Origin of the sequence: Streptomyces sp. NBC_01723 (genome assembly GCF_036246005.1) — a bacterium.
GTDB lineage: Bacteria > Actinomycetota > Actinomycetes > Streptomycetales > Streptomycetaceae > Streptomyces.
The window spans coordinates 3,311,037-3,329,610 of sequence record NZ_CP109171.1; the positions used below are offsets into that span (position 1 = coordinate 3,311,037).

At 70.1% G+C, this 18,574-nt stretch carries 19 protein-coding genes; 12 read left to right on the forward strand and 7 right to left on the reverse strand.

Going from position 1 to position 18,574, the window contains the following annotated elements:
- Positions 1-31: 31 nt before the first annotated feature.
- The gene (locus tag OIE75_RS15290) at positions 32-1,015 is read left to right on the forward strand and encodes an IS481 family transposase (RefSeq protein ID WP_307017759.1); all 984 of its coding nucleotides are present in this window, start codon (positions 32-34) and stop codon (positions 1,013-1,015) included.
- Here the strand turns inward: OIE75_RS15290 and OIE75_RS15295 are convergent.
- From OIE75_RS15295 to galT, 5 genes are all read right to left on the reverse strand, one after another.
- Positions 1,012-2,049 (reverse strand): hypothetical protein, encoded by a 1,038-nt coding sequence (locus tag OIE75_RS15295; RefSeq protein WP_443078362.1) that lies wholly within the window; start codon positions 2,047-2,049, stop codon positions 1,012-1,014. The genes OIE75_RS15290 and OIE75_RS15295 overlap by 4 nt on opposite strands.
- Positions 2,046-2,699: a hypothetical protein gene (locus tag OIE75_RS15300; RefSeq protein ID WP_329471219.1), complete on the reverse strand. Its 654-nt coding sequence runs from the start codon at positions 2,697-2,699 to the stop codon at positions 2,046-2,048. Before OIE75_RS15300 ends, OIE75_RS15295 begins: the two co-directional genes overlap by 4 nt.
- An 83-nt stretch (positions 2,700-2,782) precedes the next feature.
- Positions 2,783-3,946 (reverse strand): galactokinase, encoded by a 1,164-nt coding sequence (gene galK / locus OIE75_RS15305; protein WP_329471220.1) that lies wholly within the window; start codon positions 3,944-3,946, stop codon positions 2,783-2,785.
- Positions 3,947-3,974: 28 nt separating this feature from the next.
- Entirely contained in the window at positions 3,975-4,937 is a 963-nt protein-coding gene (gene galE, locus OIE75_RS15310; RefSeq protein WP_307012841.1) for a UDP-glucose 4-epimerase GalE, read from the reverse strand.
- Positions 4,934-5,995: a galactose-1-phosphate uridylyltransferase gene (gene galT, locus OIE75_RS15315; RefSeq protein ID WP_307012843.1), complete on the reverse strand. Its 1,062-nt coding sequence runs from the start codon at positions 5,993-5,995 to the stop codon at positions 4,934-4,936. The genes galE and galT overlap by 4 nt, the downstream gene beginning before the upstream one ends.
- Positions 5,996-6,173: 178 nt before the next feature.
- Here galT and OIE75_RS15320 point away from each other — a divergent pair, with 178 nt between their 5' ends.
- From OIE75_RS15320 to OIE75_RS15365, 10 genes are all read left to right on the forward strand, one after another.
- Positions 6,174-7,853, forward strand: a complete 1,680-nt coding sequence (locus OIE75_RS15320; RefSeq protein WP_307012845.1) for a sodium:solute symporter family protein — start codon at positions 6,174-6,176, stop codon at positions 7,851-7,853.
- 21 nt (positions 7,854-7,874) lie between these two features.
- Positions 7,875-8,186, forward strand: coding sequence for a hypothetical protein (locus OIE75_RS15325; protein ID WP_329471221.1), 312 nt, complete (start codon positions 7,875-7,877; stop codon positions 8,184-8,186).
- A 217-nt stretch (positions 8,187-8,403) separates the two neighbouring features.
- Positions 8,404-8,871 carry a cobalamin B12-binding domain-containing protein gene (locus tag OIE75_RS15330; RefSeq protein ID WP_329471222.1) on the forward strand — a complete coding sequence of 156 codons (468 nt, stop codon included), beginning with the start codon at positions 8,404-8,406 and terminating at the stop codon, positions 8,869-8,871.
- Positions 8,868-10,211: a methylaspartate mutase gene (locus OIE75_RS15335; protein WP_307012850.1), complete on the forward strand. Its 1,344-nt coding sequence runs from the start codon at positions 8,868-8,870 to the stop codon at positions 10,209-10,211. Before OIE75_RS15330 ends, OIE75_RS15335 begins: the two co-directional genes overlap by 4 nt.
- Positions 10,208-11,149: a transporter substrate-binding domain-containing protein gene (locus tag OIE75_RS15340; protein ID WP_307012852.1), complete on the forward strand. Its 942-nt coding sequence runs from the start codon at positions 10,208-10,210 to the stop codon at positions 11,147-11,149. The genes OIE75_RS15335 and OIE75_RS15340 overlap by 4 nt, the downstream gene beginning before the upstream one ends.
- 238 nt (positions 11,150-11,387) lie before the next feature.
- Positions 11,388-12,371 carry a DMT family transporter gene (locus OIE75_RS15345; protein ID WP_329471223.1) on the forward strand — a complete coding sequence of 328 codons (984 nt, stop codon included), beginning with the start codon at positions 11,388-11,390 and terminating at the stop codon, positions 12,369-12,371.
- Positions 12,372-12,422: 51 nt separating this feature from the next.
- On the forward strand, positions 12,423-13,466 hold the full coding sequence (locus tag OIE75_RS15350) for an aspartate-semialdehyde dehydrogenase (protein WP_307012857.1): 1,044 nt from the start codon (positions 12,423-12,425) through the stop codon (positions 13,464-13,466).
- The gene (locus OIE75_RS15355; RefSeq protein WP_329471224.1) at positions 13,463-14,548 is read left to right on the forward strand and encodes an amino acid kinase family protein; all 1,086 of its coding nucleotides are present in this window, start codon (positions 13,463-13,465) and stop codon (positions 14,546-14,548) included. Before OIE75_RS15350 ends, OIE75_RS15355 begins: the two co-directional genes overlap by 4 nt.
- A gap of 461 nt (positions 14,549-15,009) precedes the next feature.
- Positions 15,010-15,609 carry a TauD/TfdA family dioxygenase gene (locus OIE75_RS15360; protein WP_329471225.1) on the forward strand — a complete coding sequence of 200 codons (600 nt, stop codon included), beginning with the start codon at positions 15,010-15,012 and terminating at the stop codon, positions 15,607-15,609.
- Positions 15,610-15,683: 74 nt separating this feature from the next.
- Complete coding sequence (locus OIE75_RS15365; RefSeq protein ID WP_329471226.1) at positions 15,684-16,310, forward strand: nitroreductase family protein; 627 nt, start codon at positions 15,684-15,686, stop codon at positions 16,308-16,310.
- Here OIE75_RS15365 and OIE75_RS15370 read toward each other — a convergent pair.
- Positions 16,252-17,154: a LysR family transcriptional regulator gene (locus tag OIE75_RS15370; RefSeq protein WP_329471227.1), complete on the reverse strand. Its 903-nt coding sequence runs from the start codon at positions 17,152-17,154 to the stop codon at positions 16,252-16,254. The genes OIE75_RS15365 and OIE75_RS15370 overlap by 59 nt on opposite strands.
- A gap of 250 nt (positions 17,155-17,404) precedes the next feature.
- Here OIE75_RS15370 and OIE75_RS15375 point away from each other — a divergent pair, with 250 nt between their 5' ends.
- On the forward strand, positions 17,405-17,608 hold the full coding sequence (locus OIE75_RS15375; RefSeq protein WP_307012866.1) for a hypothetical protein: 204 nt from the start codon (positions 17,405-17,407) through the stop codon (positions 17,606-17,608).
- A 213-nt stretch (positions 17,609-17,821) separates the two neighbouring features.
- Here the strand turns inward: OIE75_RS15375 and OIE75_RS15380 are convergent, their stop codons facing one another.
- The gene (locus OIE75_RS15380) at positions 17,822-18,496 is read right to left on the reverse strand and encodes a helix-turn-helix transcriptional regulator (protein WP_307012869.1); all 675 of its coding nucleotides are present in this window, start codon (positions 18,494-18,496) and stop codon (positions 17,822-17,824) included.
- Between the last annotated feature and the right edge of the window lie 78 nt (positions 18,497-18,574).

The following is an 18,574-nucleotide window of genomic DNA, read 5'->3' on the forward strand; positions in this document are numbered from 1 at the left end:
GGTGTCTAGGCTTCACCACACGGAGGTCTTCGTGTCCCACCGTAATGCCCGTCTTACCGTTCACGGCAGACGAATCCTGGTCGAACGCGTCCTGTCCGGCCGTCCCGTCGCGCACGTGGCCGCGGAGATGGGTATATCCCGTCCTACAGCCCACAAGTGGGTCCGCCGCTGGCGGACCGAAGGCGATGCGGGGCTGCACGACCGTTCCAGCCGGCCCCGCACCACTCCACACCGCACGCCGTCTGCGGTCGAGGCCCGGGTCTGCCGACTGCGTTCCGGGCGCAAGCTCGGCCCGGCACGCATCGGACCGATCCTGGGTCTTCACGCCTCGACCGTCCACCGCATCCTGGTCAGGCACGGTCTGAACCGTCTGGCCTGGCTCGACCGGCCCACCGGCGAACCGATCCGCCGCTACGAGCGAGCCAGAGCGGGCGAGCTGGTCCACGTCGACATCAAGAAACTCGGCAACATCCCCGACGGCGGCGGATGGCGAACTGTCGGCCGCGCGGCCGGTGACCGCAATCGCCAGTCCACCACCACCGAGCGCAAGAGCTGCACACCGGTAATCGGCTACAGCTACATCCACTCCGCCGTCGACGACCACTCCCGCCTGGCCTACAGCGAAGTCCTCACCGACGAGCGCAAGGAGACCGCCGCCGGCTTCTGGCAGCGGGCGAACGCCTTCTTCGCTGCTCACGGCATCACCGTCGAACGGGTCCTGACCGACAACGGCTCCTGCTACAAGTCCAGACTGTTCACCCAGACGCTGGCCACCGCGGGCATCACCCACAAGAAGATCCGGCCCTACCGGCCGCAGACCAACGGCAAGGTCGAACGCTTCAACCGCACCCTGCTCGACGAATGGGCCTACCTGCGGCCCTACACCAGCAACACCGAACGAACAGCAGCCCTGGCAGACTTCCTCCACACCTACAACCACCACCGCTGCCACACCGCACTCGGAGGCCAGCCACCAATCAGCCGCGTGAACAACGTTGCGGGTCAATACACCTAGCGGTTGACGGCCTGGATCTCCTGGACGACGACGTCCTGGCCTGCCCCGAACTCGCCGTCGGGCAGGTCGCCGCCGGCGCCGGTCGTGCTCGTCCAGCTGATCTTCCACGTGACGGTGGCCCGGAGCTGGTACGAACCCTCGCCGGAGGAACGCAGGTACTTCACCCCGCACGGCGGCGTCTCGTCGGCCTTGCCCTTGGCGTAGGGCGCGCCGATCCGTCCGTCCCGGATCTCGCACTGTCCGGACGCCGGGTAGGTGATGGCGTCGTCCGTGCCCGGGGCGATCTTCAGCGACACCGGTTCGGCCGTGGTCGTCGCGCTGAGGCCGAGCATCGGGACGGAGGCGGTGACGGAGACGGGCTTGAACTCGGCGGTGTCGAGCCATGCCCAGGTCGGCAGGTTCACCTTCGTGGCACCCTCCGGCGCCAGGTCGACCTCGGTCGAGGGCACGCGGATCTCGGCGTAGGCGAGTTGGGCGAGCGTCTCGGCGGTGATGGCCTGGGGGCGGTCGGGGGGTGGCGCGTCGCCCTCATCGACCCAGAAGGGCAACTCGTCGCACTCCTGCGACGCCGGGTCGGCCTCGCGCCCCTCGGTGACGTACGAGTCCCACCAGTACCCCTCGCCCTCCTTGTCCTTGTTGAAGTCCTTGTAGGGCTGCCCGTTGACGAAGTAGTTCTGGGTCTTCAGGGCCCACTCGTGACTGGGCGCACTGCTCTCCCACACCTGCCGCATCTGCGCGTCGAGTTCCTTGGCCGTGTGCTTGGGCGCGTAGTAGCAGGCGGGGGGCGTCCAGGAGGTACTGGAGGCGACGGTGCCGGCCGACTTACCGGTCCCGTTCTTGGACCGGTCAAAGACGATCACTCCGCCGACACCCGACTTGAGCGTGTCGCCTTCACGCTCACCCGAGGCGCTCGTGTCGGCCGCCGAGCCGTTGGTGCTGTCGTCGTGTCCGTAGCCCGCGAACGCCTGCGGCGAGCACAACGAGAGCGCGACGACCGCACCGAAGGCGACAGCCGCCGAGCTTCGGTACCTCATGACTGGCATGCGGCGCTCCCACGCTGCGACGTCAGCGTCTCGGTGACCCAGACACCCTGCTTGTTGGCCCGGAGCCTGCTGCTGTAGAGGACGAAGTTGTCCTTCGAGGCGGCGGTCACGTCAGTCTTGCCGGTCTTGAGGCTCTTGTTGTAGGCCTTGTTCTGGTCCTCGCAGTAGATGAAGGCCGCCGTACCGTCACTGTTGATCTTGACGTTGGCGTTGAAGTAACGCTTGGCGCCGGTGATGCGGTCCTTGTAGTCCACGAACTCCTGGATGAACTTCTGACTCCCGGCCGCCGCTTCGCCCTCGGAGTAGAAGCGGTAGGCCTTGCTGAGCGGGTCCTGCTCGGCGATGGCCATGTCGACGGCCTTGATGAACTGCTGGCTGTCGGCCAGGACCGCGTCTTCGTCCTTGTCGCCCGACTTGGGCCACTCGAACGTGTAAGTCAGATCCGACGGCAGATCAATCTTCGGCCGCTCGGCGGAGCCCGGCGTACTCGGCGAAGCCGGTGTCGATGCCTGGCCCGTGTCCGCGCCCGCGATCTTGTCGTTGTCGCCGGAGTCATCGTCACCGCCCCCGCACGCGGACAGCGTCAGGGCCGCGGCGGTGGCGAACGTGGCGGCTGTGAGGAACGTGGGGCGGCGATTCACGGATGGCTCCCGGTGGGGCGAGGGTTCACACGAGTGTGTCCACGCTATCTACCGGGAGTTACGGAACGTCAGTCGGGTTCCCGTCAGCTCACCCGCCGTGCGCCCGCCGACGGCACCGCCTCGAACACCCGGGGAGCCGTGAAGGCCGCTGCCGCGAAGGCCTCTTCGACCGCCTTGGTGATGGCGTCCACGTCGGTGGCCTCGGCCAGGACGATCGCCGAGCCGCCGAAGCCGCCGCCGGTCATCCGGGCGCCGAGGGCGCCGGAGGCGAGGGCGGTGTCGACGACCAGGTCCAGCTCCGGGCAGGAGATACGGAAGTCGTCGCGGAGGGAGACGTGGCCCTCGACGAGGACGGGGCCGATGGCGCGGGTGTCGCCGGATTCCAGGAGGGACACCACGCGCTCGACGCGCTCGTCCTCCGTGACGACGTGCCGGACGAGACGGCGTACCTCCTCCTCGTCGCCCAGCCGTTCCAGCGCGGCGTCCAGGTCGGCGTGGGGCACGTCGCGCAGCGCGTCGACGCCCAGCAGCGCGGCGCCCTTCTCGCAGCCCGCGCGGCGCTTGCCGTACTCGCCCTCGCTGTGGGAGTGCTTGACCTGCGTGTCGACCACGAGCAGGCGCATGCCCTCGGCCGCGAGGTCGAAGGGGATCTGCCGCTGGGAGAGGTCGCGGGTGTCGAGGAACAGGGCGTGGCCCGCCTCGCAGCAGGCGGAGGCGGTCTGGTCCATGATGCCGACCGGCGCGCCGACGTAGACGTTCTCCGCGCGCTGGCACAGGCGGGCCAGCTGCCAGCCGCGCAGGCCGAGCGCGTAGAGGTCGTTCAGGGCGAGGGCGACGACGACCTCCAGGGCCGCCGAGGAGGAGAGGCCCGCGCCGGACGGGACCGTGGAGGCGAGGTGGACGTCGGCACCGGTCAGCTCGTGGCCCGCCTCGCGCAGCGCCCAGACGACACCCGAGGGGTACGCCGTCCAGGACTTGTCCGACCCGGGGTCCAGGTCGGCCACGCGCAGCTCGACGGGGTCGCCGGGGACGTCCGCCGAGTGCAGGCGCAGGATGCCGTCGTCGCGCCGGGAAACGGCGGCGACCGCGGTGTGCGGCAGGGCGAACGGCATGACGAAGCCGTCGTTGTAGTCGGTGTGTTCGCCGATCAGGTTGACCCGGCCCGGCGCGGCCCACACCCCTTGCGGTTCCGCCCCGTACAGCTCCCGGAACCGCTCGCCGACGGTCCCTGCGACAGCTTCGCCCATGCCCTGACCCCTCACCCTTCCGTAAGTCCTAGCCCGCGCGTCGCTGCGCGAACTCCCACGCGTCCGCGACGATCCCCGCGAGATCCGCGCGGGACGGGTTCCAGCCCAGTTTCTCGCGTGCCGTGTCCGCCGACGCCACCAGGACCGCCGGGTCGCCGCCCCGTCGGGGGGCCACGACCTCGGGGATCGGGTGACCGGTGACGCGGCGGACGGTCTCGACGACCTCGCGGACGGAGAACCCGTTGCCGTTGCCCAGGTTGCAGATGAGGTGCTCACCGGGGGCGGCCGCCCCCACCGCGAGCAGATGGGCCTCGGCCAGGTCGGCGACGTGGATGTAGTCCCGTACGCAGGTGCCGTCCGGGGTCGGGTAGTCGTCGCCGAAGACGGAGATCGCGTCGCGCCGGCCCTGGGCCACCTGGAGGACGAGCGGGATCAGGTGCGACTCGGGGTCGTGGCGCTCGCCGTACTCCCCGTAGGCGCCCGCGACGTTGAAGTAGCGCAGCGACACCGCGCCCAGGCCGTGGGCGGCCGCCTCCCCCGAGATCATGTGGTCGACGGCGAGCTTGGAGGCGCCGTACGGATTGGTGGGCCTCGTCGGCGCGGACTCGAGGATCGGGACCTGCTCGGGCTCGCCGTACGTGGCGGCCGTGGAGGAGAAGACGAGCCGCCGCACGCCGGCGCCCCGCATGGCCTCCAGCAGGGCCATGGTCCCGCCGACGTTGTTGTCCCAGTACTTCTCGGGCTTCACGACCGACTCCCCCACCTGGGAGAAGGCGGCGAAATGCAACACGCCGTCGAAGGTGGAGTCCAGCCACTTGGCGGCGTCGCGGATGTCCCCCTCGATGAAGGAGGCGCCCGCCGGCACCCCCTCACGGAAACCGGTCGAGAGGTTGTCGAGGACGACGACCTCGTGCCCGGCCTCCACCAGATGCTGGGCGACGACGCTGCCGACGTAACCCGCACCGCCCGTCACCAGGTACTTCCCGCTCATGAACTCGCTACCTCTCGCAGTCGCTCGGCCGCGCGCTCCGGGGGCACGTCGTTGATGAACACGTTCATGCCGGACTCGGAGCCCGCGAGGAACTTCAGCTTGCCGGACGTACGGCGGATGGTGAAAAGCTCCAGGTGCAGCGCGAAGTCGTCCCGCGTCACGCCCTCGAACTCCTCCAGCTGCCCGAACGGGGCCTGGTGCCAGGCCGCGATGTAGGGCGTCGGAGGCTCGCCCGCACCGAAGATCCGGTCGAAGCGCCTCAACAGTTCCAGATAGACCTGGGGGAACTCTGTGCGCGCCGCCTCGTCGAGCCCGAGCAGGTCGGGCACCCTGCGCCTGGGGTAGAGGTGCACCTCGTACGGCCAGTGCGCCGCGTACGGCACGAAGGCCACCCACTCCTCACTCTCCAGGACGACCCGCTCACCGGCCAGTTCCTCCGCCAGGACGGCGTCGAAGAGGTTGTCCCCGCCCGTCGCGTCCTTGTGGGCGGCGAGTGAACGGAGCATCAGGGCGGTGCGGGGCGTGGTGAAGGGGTAGGCGTAGATCTGCCCGTGCGGGTGACCCAGCGTCACGCCGATCTCGGCGCCCCGGTTCTCGAAGCAGAACACCTGTTCAACGGAGGGCAGATGGGACAGCTCGGAGGTGCGGTCGGTCCAGGCGTCGAGCACGAGCCGGGCCTGCTCCTCGCCCAGGTCGGCGAAGGACGCGTCGTGGTCGGAGGTGAAGCAGACGACCTCGCAGCGGCCGGAGTCGCCGGCCAGCGAGGGGAAACGGTTCTCGAAGACCACGACGTCGTACGACGAGTCCGGGATCTCGCTCAGCCGCTCGCCCTGCGAGGGGCACAGGGGGCACTGGTCGGCCGGCGGGTGGTAGGTGCGGCCCTGGCGGTGCGAGGCGACGGCGATCGAGTCGCCGAGCAGGGGGTCGCGGCGGACCTCGGAGGTGGTGACGGTCCGCTCCAGCGGGCGGTGGTCCACCGCGTCGCGCACGGTGTCGTCCCGCAGGTCGTAGTAGACCAGCTCACGGCCGTCGGCCAGCCGGGTAGAGGTCTTCTTCACTGCCGCACTCCTCTGCGCCCACCATTCACCCAACACAATCAAACATAACACATCACAACCCACCACGGCCCAGCCGTTCATCACAATCAAACAAAGTTCATCACCAGAAGTGTTCAATTACTGAACGCGGAGGCGTAGGTTCCGCTCCGGATCAGTTCGCGAACGAAGCGAGTGCTTAATGCAAACCCCCACATACCTAGCAGCAGAACTTCGGCTCCCCACCAACTGGCTCGACTACACGATCCTCGGGATCTACTTCGTCGTCGTCCTGGGCATCGGCTTCGCCGCCCGCCGTTCGGTCAAGACCAGCCTGGACTTCTTCCTGTCCGGCCGCTCGCTGCCCGCCTGGGTCACCGGCCTCGCCTTCGTCGCGGCCAACCTGGGCGCCACCGAGATCCTGGGCATGGCCGCCAACAGCGCCCAGTACGGCGTCTACACGACCCACTGGTACTGGATCGGCGCCATCCCGGCGATGGTCTTCCTCGGCCTGGTGATGATGCCGTTCTACTACGGCTCGAAGGTCAGGTCGGTCCCGGAGTTCCTCCTCCTCCGCTTCGACAAGGCCGCGCACCTGCTCAGTTCGATTCTGTTCGCCGTGGCGGCCATCCTGATCGCGGGCGTGAACCTCTACGCCCTCGCGATCGTGGTCGAGGCGCTCCTGGGCTGGCCGGAGTGGGTGGCCATCGTGGTGGCCGGCTTCTTCGTCCTCGCGTACATCACCCTGGGCGGTCTGTCCTCGGCCATCTACAACGAGGTCCTCCAGTTCTTCGTGATCCTGGCCGGCCTCATCCCGATCACCATCCTGGGCCTGAAGAAGGTCGGCGGCTGGGACGGCCTGTCCGACTCCCTCTCGCAGTCACGGGGCCCCGACTTCGTGACGGCGTGGGGCGGGACGGGGATCGGCAGCGACAACCCGCTGGGCGCCAACTGGCTGACCATCGTCCTCGGCCTCGGCTTCGTCCTCTCCTTCGGCTACTGGACGACGAACTTCGCCGAGGTGCAGCGCGCCCTCTCCGCCAAGAACCTCTCGGCGGCCCAGCGCACGCCCCTGATCGCCGCCTTCCCGAAGATCTTCATCGTCTTCGTGGTGATGATCCCGGGCCTGGTCGCCGCCGTCCTGGTCCCGAAGATCGGCACGCCCGGTTCCGACCTCCAGTACAACGACGCGATCCCGTACCTGATGCAGCAGCTGCTGCCCAACGGTGTCCTCGGCATCGCGGTGACCGGTCTGCTGGCCGCGTTCATGGCCGGTATGGCGGCCAACATCTCCTCCTTCAACACGGTCTTCACGACCGACATCTGGCAGAAGTACGTGAAGAAGGACCGCCCGGACGAGTACTACGTGCGCTTCGGCCGCCTGATCACCGTGATCGGCGTGCTGGCCTCGATCGGCACGGCGTTCCTGGCGTCGTCCTTCTCCAACATCATGAGCTACCTCCAGACGCTGTTCTCCTTCTTCAACGTGCCGATGTTCGTGGTCTTCATCATCGGCATGTTCTGGAAGCGCGCGTCGATGAAGTCCGGCTTCTGGGGCCTGATCGCGGGCACGACCGCCGCGATGGTGAACTACTTCGTCATCTACAAGCAGGGCATCATCGACATCCCCTCCGACCAGGGAGCCAACTTCGTCTCCGCGATCGCGGGCTTCGTGGCCGGCGCGGTGGTCATGGTCGCGGTGTCCCTGTTCACGGCCCCGAAGCCGGTCAGCGAGCTGCAGGGTCTGGTCTACGGCACGACGTCGCCCGGCATGTCCGAGGCACCGGCCAAGGGCGACGACGCGTGGTACCGCAAGCCGGCGCTGCTGGGCTGGGGCGCGATCATCCTGGCCGCCGCCTGCTACATCCCGTTCTCGTTCTGATCGCGGGAGGATTGAGAGAGCATGTCTGATTCCTACTCCGACAAGAACGTCCAGGACGAGGTCTCCGAGCTGGAGACCAAGTCCGTCACGGCCGCGCGGCTGTTCGACATCCGGCGGATCATCGGCGGGCTGTTCGCGGTCTACGGCGTCATCGTGATGATCGCGGGCTTCGTGGCGTCCGACGACGAGATCGACAAGGCGCAGGGGGTGAACATCAACCTCTGGACCGGCGTGGGCATGCTGGCCCTCGGCCTCTTCTTCCTGGTGTGGCTGAAGCTCAGCCCCACGGTTCCCCCGCCGCCCCCCGCCGAGGAGGAGGCGCCACGGGAGTGACGCGGGTTCCGTGAGCCGCGCTCCCGGAACGGCCGGCGGGGCGCCTGCCGACCGGCGTTCCGGGGCGCCCTCACCCCGCCCTCCTCCCGTCGTCGTCGCTCGCGATCGACAGCCTTGATACGGGCATCGATTTCGCTCCCCACCAGCTCATGGACCGGGCATCGTCCGAACTCGTAGTTTTCACTGCGTCAGCTTCTCCGACTTCCGGACGGGAGCAATGGACGAGATATCCCAGACACCTGCCGGACGATTCGTCGTCACCAGCGTGTCATCAGATGCCCACATGTGGAACCTGGTCTTTCTGCAGTTGCTGCTGGAAGAACGAGGCAGCGAGGTGGTCAACCTCGGAGCCTGCGTCCCGGACGACGTGATCCTCGCCGAGTGTCGCAGACACCGCCCCGACGCCCTGGTGGTGAGCACCGTCAACGGCCACGGGCACCTGGACGGACTGCGTCTCATCGGCAGGATCCGGTCCGATCCCGAACTGGCCGGACTACGGGTCGTCATCGGCGGAAAACTCGGTATCCGAGGCTCCGAGAACGCCCGGTTCGGTACCGAACTCGTAGCAGCGGGATTCGACGCGGCTTTCGAGGCGGAAGCCGGGCTGGCCGAATTCGACACCTTTCTCGGCTCGCTGGGAGAAGGCTCTGTCCGTGAACTCGCGACGGCAGGTGAGAGGGCATGACAATGAGCAGCGATCTCGCACGCGCTTTACCCGCCCGGCCCGTTTCCGCGAGGCCCTCGCCGGTCGTCCCGGCACACGGCCGCTTCTCCCGCTTCGTCCGGCGCAGCCATGAGCAGGGACACCTGGTGGTGCAGCCCCGGATGGGTTTCGCCGACGTGGCGACGATGCGTCGCGGCCTCGAGGCGGTGCGAGGAGTGCGGGGCGCGTCGGTCGGCACGGTCACCGTCGACAGCTACACCCGCGTCAACGATCACGCATCCGCCCGACGGGCGCTGGAGCGGGGCGACGATCTCAACGGTTACCCCGTGGTGGCCCACGGCACGGAGGAGACCCGCCGCCTGCTCGCGGGCGTGTCCGGCGACGACTTCCCGGTCCAGTTCCGCCACGGCTCGGCGCTTCCGCAGGAACTGTTCGGCGCGCTGGCCCGTATCGGTGCGGACGCCACCGAGGGCGGTCCGGTCTCGTACTGCCTGCCCTACAGCCGCGTGCCGCTGCCGGAGGCCACGGCGGCCTGGGCCCAGTGCTGCCGCATCCTGGCGGACCAGCCGGAGACGATGCACCTGGAGAGCTTCGGCGGCTGCATGCTCGGCCAGCTGTGCCCGCCCAGCCTGCTGATCGCCCTCAGCATCCTGGAGGGGATGTTCTTCCGGGAGAACGGGGTGCGCAGCGTCTCGGTCAGCTACGCGCAGCAGACCAGCCCCGGGCAGGACCTCGAAGCGCTCGACGCGCTGCGCCGCCTCGCCGGCCAGTGGCTCGGGGACGTCGACTGGCACGTGGTGCTCTACACGTACATGGGTGTCTTCCCCCGGACTCCGGTGGGCGCCTACCGGATGCTGGAGGACAGTGTCCGGCTGGCGGTCCGCAGTGGTACCGAACGGCTCATCGTGAAGACCGCCGTGGAGGCGCACCGGATTCCGACCATCGACGAGAACGTCGACGCCCTGGAGTTCGCCGCCGCGGTGGCCTCGGACGAGCAGCGCCACGGCCCGGCCGAGGAATCGATTCAGCAGACGGGCGTCTACGAAGAGGCGCGGCAACTGATCACATCCACGCTGCGCTTCGGCGACGACGTCGGGTCCGCGCTGGTGGAGGCCTTCGCCCGCGGGCACCTGGACGTGCCGTTCTGTCTGCACCAGGACAACGCCAACCGGTCGCGGGCGGCGATCGACCCCGCGGGCACCCTGCGCTGGTGCCATCCGGGCGCGATGCCCGTGACCGGCTCGGACGGATACGGCCGCGCACCGGTGACGGCGCGCTCACTGATCGACATGCTCGGCTACAACGAACGCCGGTTCGACCGCGAGCAGCTGGTCGGCGCGGCGGCGAGGGGGATGCTGTGACGACCGGAGCGCACGACACACTGGAAGCGGTACGTGAGCGCGGCAGGGTCCGGGCGGTGGTCAGCCAGGGGATCCGCGGGCTGTCCCTGCCGGACGGGCAGGGCTCGTGGACCGGGCTGGACGCGGACGTGGCCCGCGCGGTGGCCGCGGCGGTGACCGGCGACGCCGAGGCCGTCGAGTGGCTGCCCACGGACCCCGCCGAGCGGCTGACACGGCTCGTCTCGGGCGCGGCGGACGTGGCCACCTGCAATCTGTCGTGGACCCTCGGGCGCGAGGCCGCCCAGCCCGTCCTGTTCGCCGGGGTCACCTGCTACGACGGAGAGGGCTTCCTGGTCCGGGGTGCGGACGGGATATCCCGCCCTGAGCAACTGGACGGGCTGCGCGTCGCCACCCAGGAGGGGACCACCACCGCGGGCAACCTGGCGGCCTGGTTCGGCGCGCGCGGGCTGCGGGTCGAGCCCGTCGCGTACCCCACTCCCGCCGAGGCGCTGGCCGGTTACGCGGACGGCGCGTGCGCGGCCTACGTCCTGGACCGCATCGCGCTGGCCGGTGCCCGCGCCACGCTGCCCCGGCCGGAGGAGCACACGGTGCTGGAGACCGCCATCTCCAGGGAGCCCATGGCGCTCGCCGTCCGCGACGACGACCCGGGCTGGTTCCGGGTGTGCCGCTGGGTGCTGCAGCTCCTCGTCGGCGCCGAGGACGCCGTCCGCGAGCAGGGCTCGCGGCGGGCCGCGGACGAGGTCGCCGGCCTGGCGGGCAAGCACGGCCCGGCGCTGGGCCTGGACGAGGACTGGGCACGCCGTGTGCTGGACGCCGTCGGTACCTACGGCGATGTCTACGAGCGCAACCTCGGCGCCGCGTCCGGCCTGCGGGTGAGCCGCGGCGCCAACGCCCTGTGGACCGACGGTGGCCTGCACTACCCGCTGCCCCTGCACTGACGTTCCGCCTGCTCGAGGCTGCCATCGGCAGCCTCGATGAGGGCATCGGTTTCGTTCCCCAGCGGCCCGTGGACCGGGCCCCGCACGGGCTCGTAGCTTGGGTGTCACGCCGGTGCACCGCAGCGGCGGGACGGACCGCACCACCGCACCGCCGCTCGGCACCGCGCCACCCTCACCCGGCCCGGCGCCGCGTTCCCCAGCACACCGGAGAGCATTCCCCCCAGATCAGGAGTCTGACATGAGCACATCAGAAACTACGCGGCAGGAGACGCGCGGCGCCACGGAACTGACGGCCGCCATGCTGCTGTCGGGCACCCTCGGCATCTTCGTCGTCGAGTCCGGCGCCTCCCCGTTCAACGTCGTCTTCTACCGGTGCGTGTTCGGCACCCTCTTCCTCGGCCTCTACTGCCTGGCCCGCGGCTTCTTCAAGAACCACGGCTTCACCCCGAAGAAGCTCGGCATGGCCGCACTCGGCGGCGTCTTCATCGTCTTCAACTGGGCCTTCCTCTTCGAGTCCTACAGCACCACGTCCATCTCCGTGGCCACCGTCGTCTACCACACGCAGCCGTTCTTCGTGGTGCTGCTCGGGGCCGTGCTGTTCAAGGACCGCATCACCGCGCACAAGGCGGGCTGGCTGGTCGTCGCCTTCCTCGGGCTCATCCTCGTCGCGGGCGTCTCGACCTCGGACCTCTCCGCCGGCAGCGCCTACCTGACCGGGCTCGGATACGCCCTGCTGGCCGCCCTCTTCTACGGCCTGTCGACGATCATCACCAAGCGCGTGTCCGGAGTGAAGCCCCACCTGGTCGCCCTCGTCCAGGTCACGCTGGGCATCCCGCTGCTGCTGCCCTTCACCCAACTCGGCCAGAGCGCCGACCTCGGCAGCGGCTGGGCCTGGCTGGTCGGCCTCGGCTTCATCCACACCGGCGTCATGTACGTCCTGATGTACTCCTCGTACCAGAAGCTGCCCACGTCGAAGATCGCCGTCCTGGCCTTCGTCTACCCGGCCGCCGCCATGATCTGCGACTGGGCCGTCTACGGACACCACGTCACCTGGCTGCAGGCCCTGGGCATCCCGCTCATCGTGGCCGCCTCCCTCGGCGTCAACCTCGGCTGGCGTCCGGGCCGGCGCTCCGCCCCCGCACCGGCCGCGCCGGCCACCCCGACCGCCCCCACGACCCCGGCGGAGCAGGTCTCGGCCCCCCGCAAGCGCACCACCGTCTGACCGACGCCCACCGTCCGAGCAGCGCACCACCGTCTGAAGGGACTCCACACCATGCCCCGTGTCACCGATCCCGCCGCACCGCGCATCGCCCTGGTCGGCGCCACCGGAGTGGTCGGCACCACCCTCCTGCAGCTCATCGAGGAACGCGGCTTCCGCTACCGCGACCTGCACCTGGTCGCCTCGGCCCGCTCGGCCGGGCGCGAGGTGGCCGTGGAGGGCCGTACCTACCAGGTGCAGGACCTGGACGGCTTCGACTTCTCCCAGGCCGACGTGGCCTTCTTCTCCGCCGGCGCCCGGGTGAGCACCACCTTCGTACCCAAGGCCGTCGCCCAGGGCACCCTGGTCATCGACAACACCAGCGCCTTCCGGATGGACCCCGACACCCCGCTGGTCGTCCCCCAGGTCAACGCCCACGTACTCGGCACCCGCCCGGTGAGCGGCGTCATCGCCAACCCGAACTGCTCCACCATCCCGCTGGTGAGACTGCTGGGGCCGGTCCAGGAGCGCTGGGGCATACGCCAGGCCGTGGTCAGCACCTACCAGGCGGCCTCCGGCGCGGGCTACTCCGGTATCGAGGAACTGCACGCCGGCGCCCGCACCGTCCTCGAGGACCCCGAGAGCGCCGGGGTGTCCGGGACCTTCACCCCGTCCCTCGCCTTCGACGTGATCCCGAGCATCGACCGCCTCCTGGACGACGGCTTCACCTTCGAGGAGCAGAAGATGCTCCAGGAGTCCCGCAAGATCCTCGGACTGCCGCACCTGGACGTCACCACCACCTGCGTGCGCGTCCCGGTGGTGAACAGCCACTCCGAGGCGGCCTGGATCGAGTGCCACAACCCCGTCGAACGGGACGAACTCGTCGACCTGCTGGCCGGGCAGCCCGAGGTCACCGTCCACGACCCGAGGACCACGGACTCCTTCCCCACCCCCCGCACCGCGGGCGACCCGAACCGGGTGCACGTCGGCCGGATCCGCGTGGCCGGACACAACCCCCGCGGATTCTGGTTGTGGATCGTCGCCGACAACGTGCGCATCGGTGCCGCGCTCAACGCCCTGCAGATCGCCGAGGCCCTCACCGAGCGGGGTGCGCTGTGACCACACCCGCCGTCCTGAAGTTCGGGGGCTCCACGTTCCCCGCCCCGCACGCCTACACCGACCTCGCCGAGGCTCTGCGGCAGCGGATCGAGGACGAGCAGCGGCCCATGGCCGTCGTGGTCAGTGCCATGCCCGGGGACACCGAGAAGCTCCGCACCATGCTGCACGAGGCCAACCCGCAGCCGCAGGAAGCCACGGTCGCCGGACTCCTCACCCTCGCCGACACCACCAGCGCCCACCTCCTGGCCACCTCCCTGCACCGGGCCGGCGTCACGGCCACCGTGCTCGCCGGCCACCAGCAGGGCCTCGTCACCGACAGCACGTTCATGTGGGCCAAGGTGGAGCAACTGGACGCCGAACCGCTGCGGCGGGCCCTGGCGGCGCACCAGGTCGTGATCGTCCCCGGCGGCCAGGCCGCCGACCGGCAGGGCCGCCCGACCTGGCTCGGGAAGAACAGCTCCGACCTGTCGGCCGTGCTCGTCGCGGCGGCGCTCGGCACCGAGCGCTGCGAGATCCACTCGGACGTCGACGGCGTCTACAGCGCGGATCCGAACGCGGTCAGCGGCGCCCGCCTGCTGCCCGAGGTGACGCACGACACCGCCGCCCTGATGTCGCTGTACGGGGCGAAGGTCCTGCACCGCAGGTCGGTGCGGACCGCCAAGCAGCACGGCATCACCCTGGTCTGCCGGCACAACCGGGCGCCCTTCCCCTCGGGCACCGTCATCGGCAGCGAGGGCGGCCCCGCCGTCGGCGTCGTCCTCAACACGAAGTCCCAGGTGCTCGCCTACGACACCGCGGCCCAGGCGGACCTGGCGCACAGCGTCTTCCACACCGAAGGCATCGACACCGTACGGCTCGAGGACGGGCCGCACCTCGTGGTCGTCGGAGGCTACCTGGACATCGAGCGCTTCCAGCGCCTCCACGAGCTGCCCGCGGGCCGCGCCCTGGGCATCCCCGTCACCGAGATCACCGGGAGCCGCGCGACCACCCACATCGCCGACGACCCCGAGCAGGCCCGCCAACTCGCCCAGAAGCTCCACGACGCACTCCCCGGTCCCACCACCGGCATCCGAGCCCTCTGACCAGTCCAGCCCAGCGAAGGAGCCCGTCACCATGACCACGACCGCCGTCGAGACCAGCACCCGCGCCCCGCAGACCCTGGGGCTCATCGACGTGCCGGACGCCACCCGGGACGCCATCGGGCGAGCGCTCGCCGCCGAGCCCGATCCCACCGCGGACATCGACCGCGCCATGGCCCGCTACCACCAGATCTTCGCCACCCTGCCCCTCGGACAGCTCCAGCAGATCCTCGACTTCGGCCGCCACAACGACGCCCCCGGCGTCGGCTACGTCCGCAACCTCCCCGTCGACGCGGAGCTGCCCCCCCACCCCGGCGAACGGCGGCCCGGCCACCGGCAAGCCGAGCTTCGTCGCCGAGGGCGTCCTGCTGGGCCTCTCCGGCCTGCTCGGCGAGCCGGTCGGGTTCCTCACCGAGAAGAGCGGCAACCTCGTCCACGACGTCATACCCGTCGAGGGCGGCGCGATGACGCAGACCAACCAGGGGTCGACCGTCTTCCTCAACTTCCACAACGACATCGTCCACGACGCCATCGGCCGCTACGACGTCAGCAACCCCGACTTCCTCGTCCTCAGCTGCCTGCGCGCCGACCACGACGGCATCGCCGCCACCCACTACGCCGACGCCCGCGACATCGTCCGGGCCCTCGACTCCCGGACCCTCGAACTGCTCCGCAGCCCGCTGTTCCGGCTCAACGCCCCCGGCAGCTACGTGCGTGACGTGGCCGGCGGACGCGAGGTCCTCTCCGACCCGGTGGCCATGATCAGCGGCCCGGAGGAGTTCCCGGAGATCTCCTCCTCCGCCAACGGCGTGCGCGCGATGACCACAGCCGCCGAGGCGGCCCTGGACCGGCTCCAGGCCGCCTGCCGGGAGACCTCCCACCAGGTCCACCTGCGCCCCGGCGAGGCGCTCCTGATCAACAACCGCAAGGGCCTGCACGCCCGCACACCGTTCACCGCCCGCTACGACGGCGCCGACCGCTGGCTCCAGCGGACCTACGTACGGCGCAGCCAGTGGTCCATCCGCTACCGCCAGACCCCGGACAGCCGCCGCGTGCACTACTGAACCGCCCCAACGGGGTGGCGGGGCCTGTCGGCGGGCCCCGCCACCCCCCGCTCCGCGTGCAGAGGAGGAACGCCATGGACGTCATGACGGCCGTACTGAGCCGCCGCAGCGAACACCAGCTCACCGAACCGGCCCCGAGCGACGAGGAGTTCGCCTACCTGCTCCGGGCCGCCGCCACCGCCCCCGACCACGGCCGGCTCCGCCCCTGGCGGTGGATCCTGGTCCGGGGTGAAGGCCGCGCCGCCCTCGGCCGGTGCTTCGCCGAAGCCTGTCCCCCACCGGACTTCCGGCCGGACCGCACGGCGGCGAAGACCCACCGGGCGCCGCTGCTCGCCACGCTGGTGTTCACACCGGTGCCCGATCACCGCGTGCCCGAATGGGAGCAGCTGGCCGCCGCCGGCGCCATGGCGGGCTCCCTGGGCCTGCTGCTGCACGCCCGGGGCTTCGGGAGCATCTGGCGCACCGGCAAGTTCACCGAATCCGCCCAGGTCCATCGCCTGCTCCGGCTCCGGCCGGCCGAACGCCTCCTGGGCTGGCTGTACATCGGCACCCCGGCAGAGCCTCACCGGCCCAGGCGCCGGGCACCCGACGACGTGACCGGCCGGATCTCCGTCTTCACCCCCGGGCTCACGGCCGGGCGGGTCAGCCCGACGCGGCCATCTGCTCGTCCTCACGCATCAGCCGCACCGCCTGGTCGATGAACAGCTTCAGCTCCCGCGACAGCCGCCTGCCGCTGCGCCACGCCAACTGCGTGTGCACGGAGAACGGAATCTCCCAAGACAGCGTTGTCATCTCCCCCTTCTCCAGCTCCTGGGCCACGGTCATCGCGGGAAGCAGCGCGGCACCGAGCCCGGACACCACGCCTCTCTTGATCGCTTCTACGGTGCCGAACTCGAGGAACGGCGTGGTCTCCGCGCCCCACAGCACCTCCTCGAACAGGTCGCGGTAGGCGCAGCCCGCCTCGGTCGCGAGGATCGGGGTCGCCCGAAGGTGGTCGAGCGACACCTCCGGCAGCTGTGCGAGCGGATGTCCGGGTGCGCTGACCAGCGCCAGCGGCTCCTCGGCCAGCACCACGGTCTCCAGGCCGTGGTGCCGGGTCTCCCGCTCCATGAGGAAGCCGATGTCGAAGCTTCCCTGGCGCAGCGCGTGGCAGGTCTCCGCACACAGACTCGGCCGGAGCGACAACTGCACCTTGGGGTAACGGTGGTGGAGGAACTCCAGCAGCGGCGGCATCCGGTACGAGGTGATGCTCTCCATCGTGCCGACCACCAAGGTGCCCGACGGTCCGTCCTCGCCTGCCACGTCCGCACGCGCGGCCTCGGTCAGGGCGAGGATCTGACCGGCGTACTCCAGCAGCTTCTCACCGGCGGGCGTCAGCCGGATACGCCCGCCTAATCGGTCGAAGAGCTCCACCCCCAACGAGGTCTCCAACGCGCGGATCTGCGTGGTCACACTCGACTGCGCATAACTGAGTTCCTTCGCCGCGCGAGTGAAACTCAGCAGTGTCGCGACCTTCTGGAACGTCACCAAGTGGCGAGTCTCCACCGAACCCCCTTGTGGTCTATACGTTTCGACGAGGAGATCATGCCTCCGTCATGGGCCTCGGCGCAGCACCCCAAAGGGGGCAAAGCTACACGCGGCCAGCAATCACCACCCAGCGTTATGTGACATCCCTCATGTGCCGAGCTATCGGCACAGCCGATGGCGGCATCGATTTCACTGCCCAGCGGCGCGTGGACCTGGCCATACGCAAGCTCGTAGCTTTTCCGTACGCCCTCCACGTCAGGAGAATGTCATGGACACATCCAACTGGGCCGTCCAGGCCGTCCTCGCCCTCGCCGTCCTCTCCGCCGGAGCCCTCCCCGCGCTCGTCGGGGCCGCCCGCGCCCGCCGCGACACGGAGCAGGGCAAGGACCGCCGAACCGGCGTCCTGATCACGTTCGACCTCGCCTACGGCCCGCACGAGGACAGGGTGACCCGCGCAACCACCCACGGCTGAGGCGGCCGGAGAGCCGCGTACGTCGGGAAGGGGCCGTGTCGGGGGGTGTCCGCCCGCAGCGGTCGGCGCGTCACCGCAGGGCACTTTTGTGGCCGACCGGTTCCGCGCCGTTCCGAGGACGGACACCCCCGAGCGCGCCCCCGGCCCACAGGCCCACGCACCGCGCCGCGCGCACCCTCACTCAACCCGCGCAGGCCGCCGCAGGCACCCCGCTCAGCCGCCGGAGGTGCTCGCCCGGTCCAGCAACCCCGTCCGGGCCGCCAGAGCCGCCGCCTCCAGCCGTGAGCCCACCCCCAGCTTCATCAGCACCCGCTGCACATGCGTACGCGCCGTCGACGGTGCTATCCCCATCCCCGCCGCGATCAGCCGGGTGTCCTCGCCGTCGGCGACCCGGACCAGGACCTCCACCTCCCTCGGCGTGAGCATCTGCAGCAGCCGCGCCCCCTCGTCGTCGGGCTGCGCCGCCGGATTCAGCAGTTCCCCGAACGCCCCCTGCAACAGCGCCGGCGCCACCGCCGCCTCCCCGGCCCGCGCCTTCATGATCGCCCGTTCCACGCCCTCTATGCGCTCGTCGTGCCGGACGTACCCCGACGCCCCCGACGCGAACGCCGCCGCGATCCCGCGAGGGCTCGGCACCGGTCCCAGCACCAGCACCGCCACCTGCGGACGCTCCCGCTTGATCCGCACCACCGGATCGAACATCCCCGCCTCGGCCGGCGTCGCCGTCCCGAGCAGGCACACCTCCGGCGCCCGGCTGATCACCAGCTCGGCCGCCCCCGCGGCCGGCGCCGTCGCGGCCAGCACACGGTGCCCGCGCAGCTTCAGCGCAGAGGCCAGCGCCTCGGCGAGCAATCGGTGATCGTCGACCACCATGAGCCGTACTCCCATGGAGCAACCCCCCAGTCACCCAGACCCCCGGCATGCCCCCGGAAGCTACACGCTAGCCGGATCCCGCGCTGCCGCTAC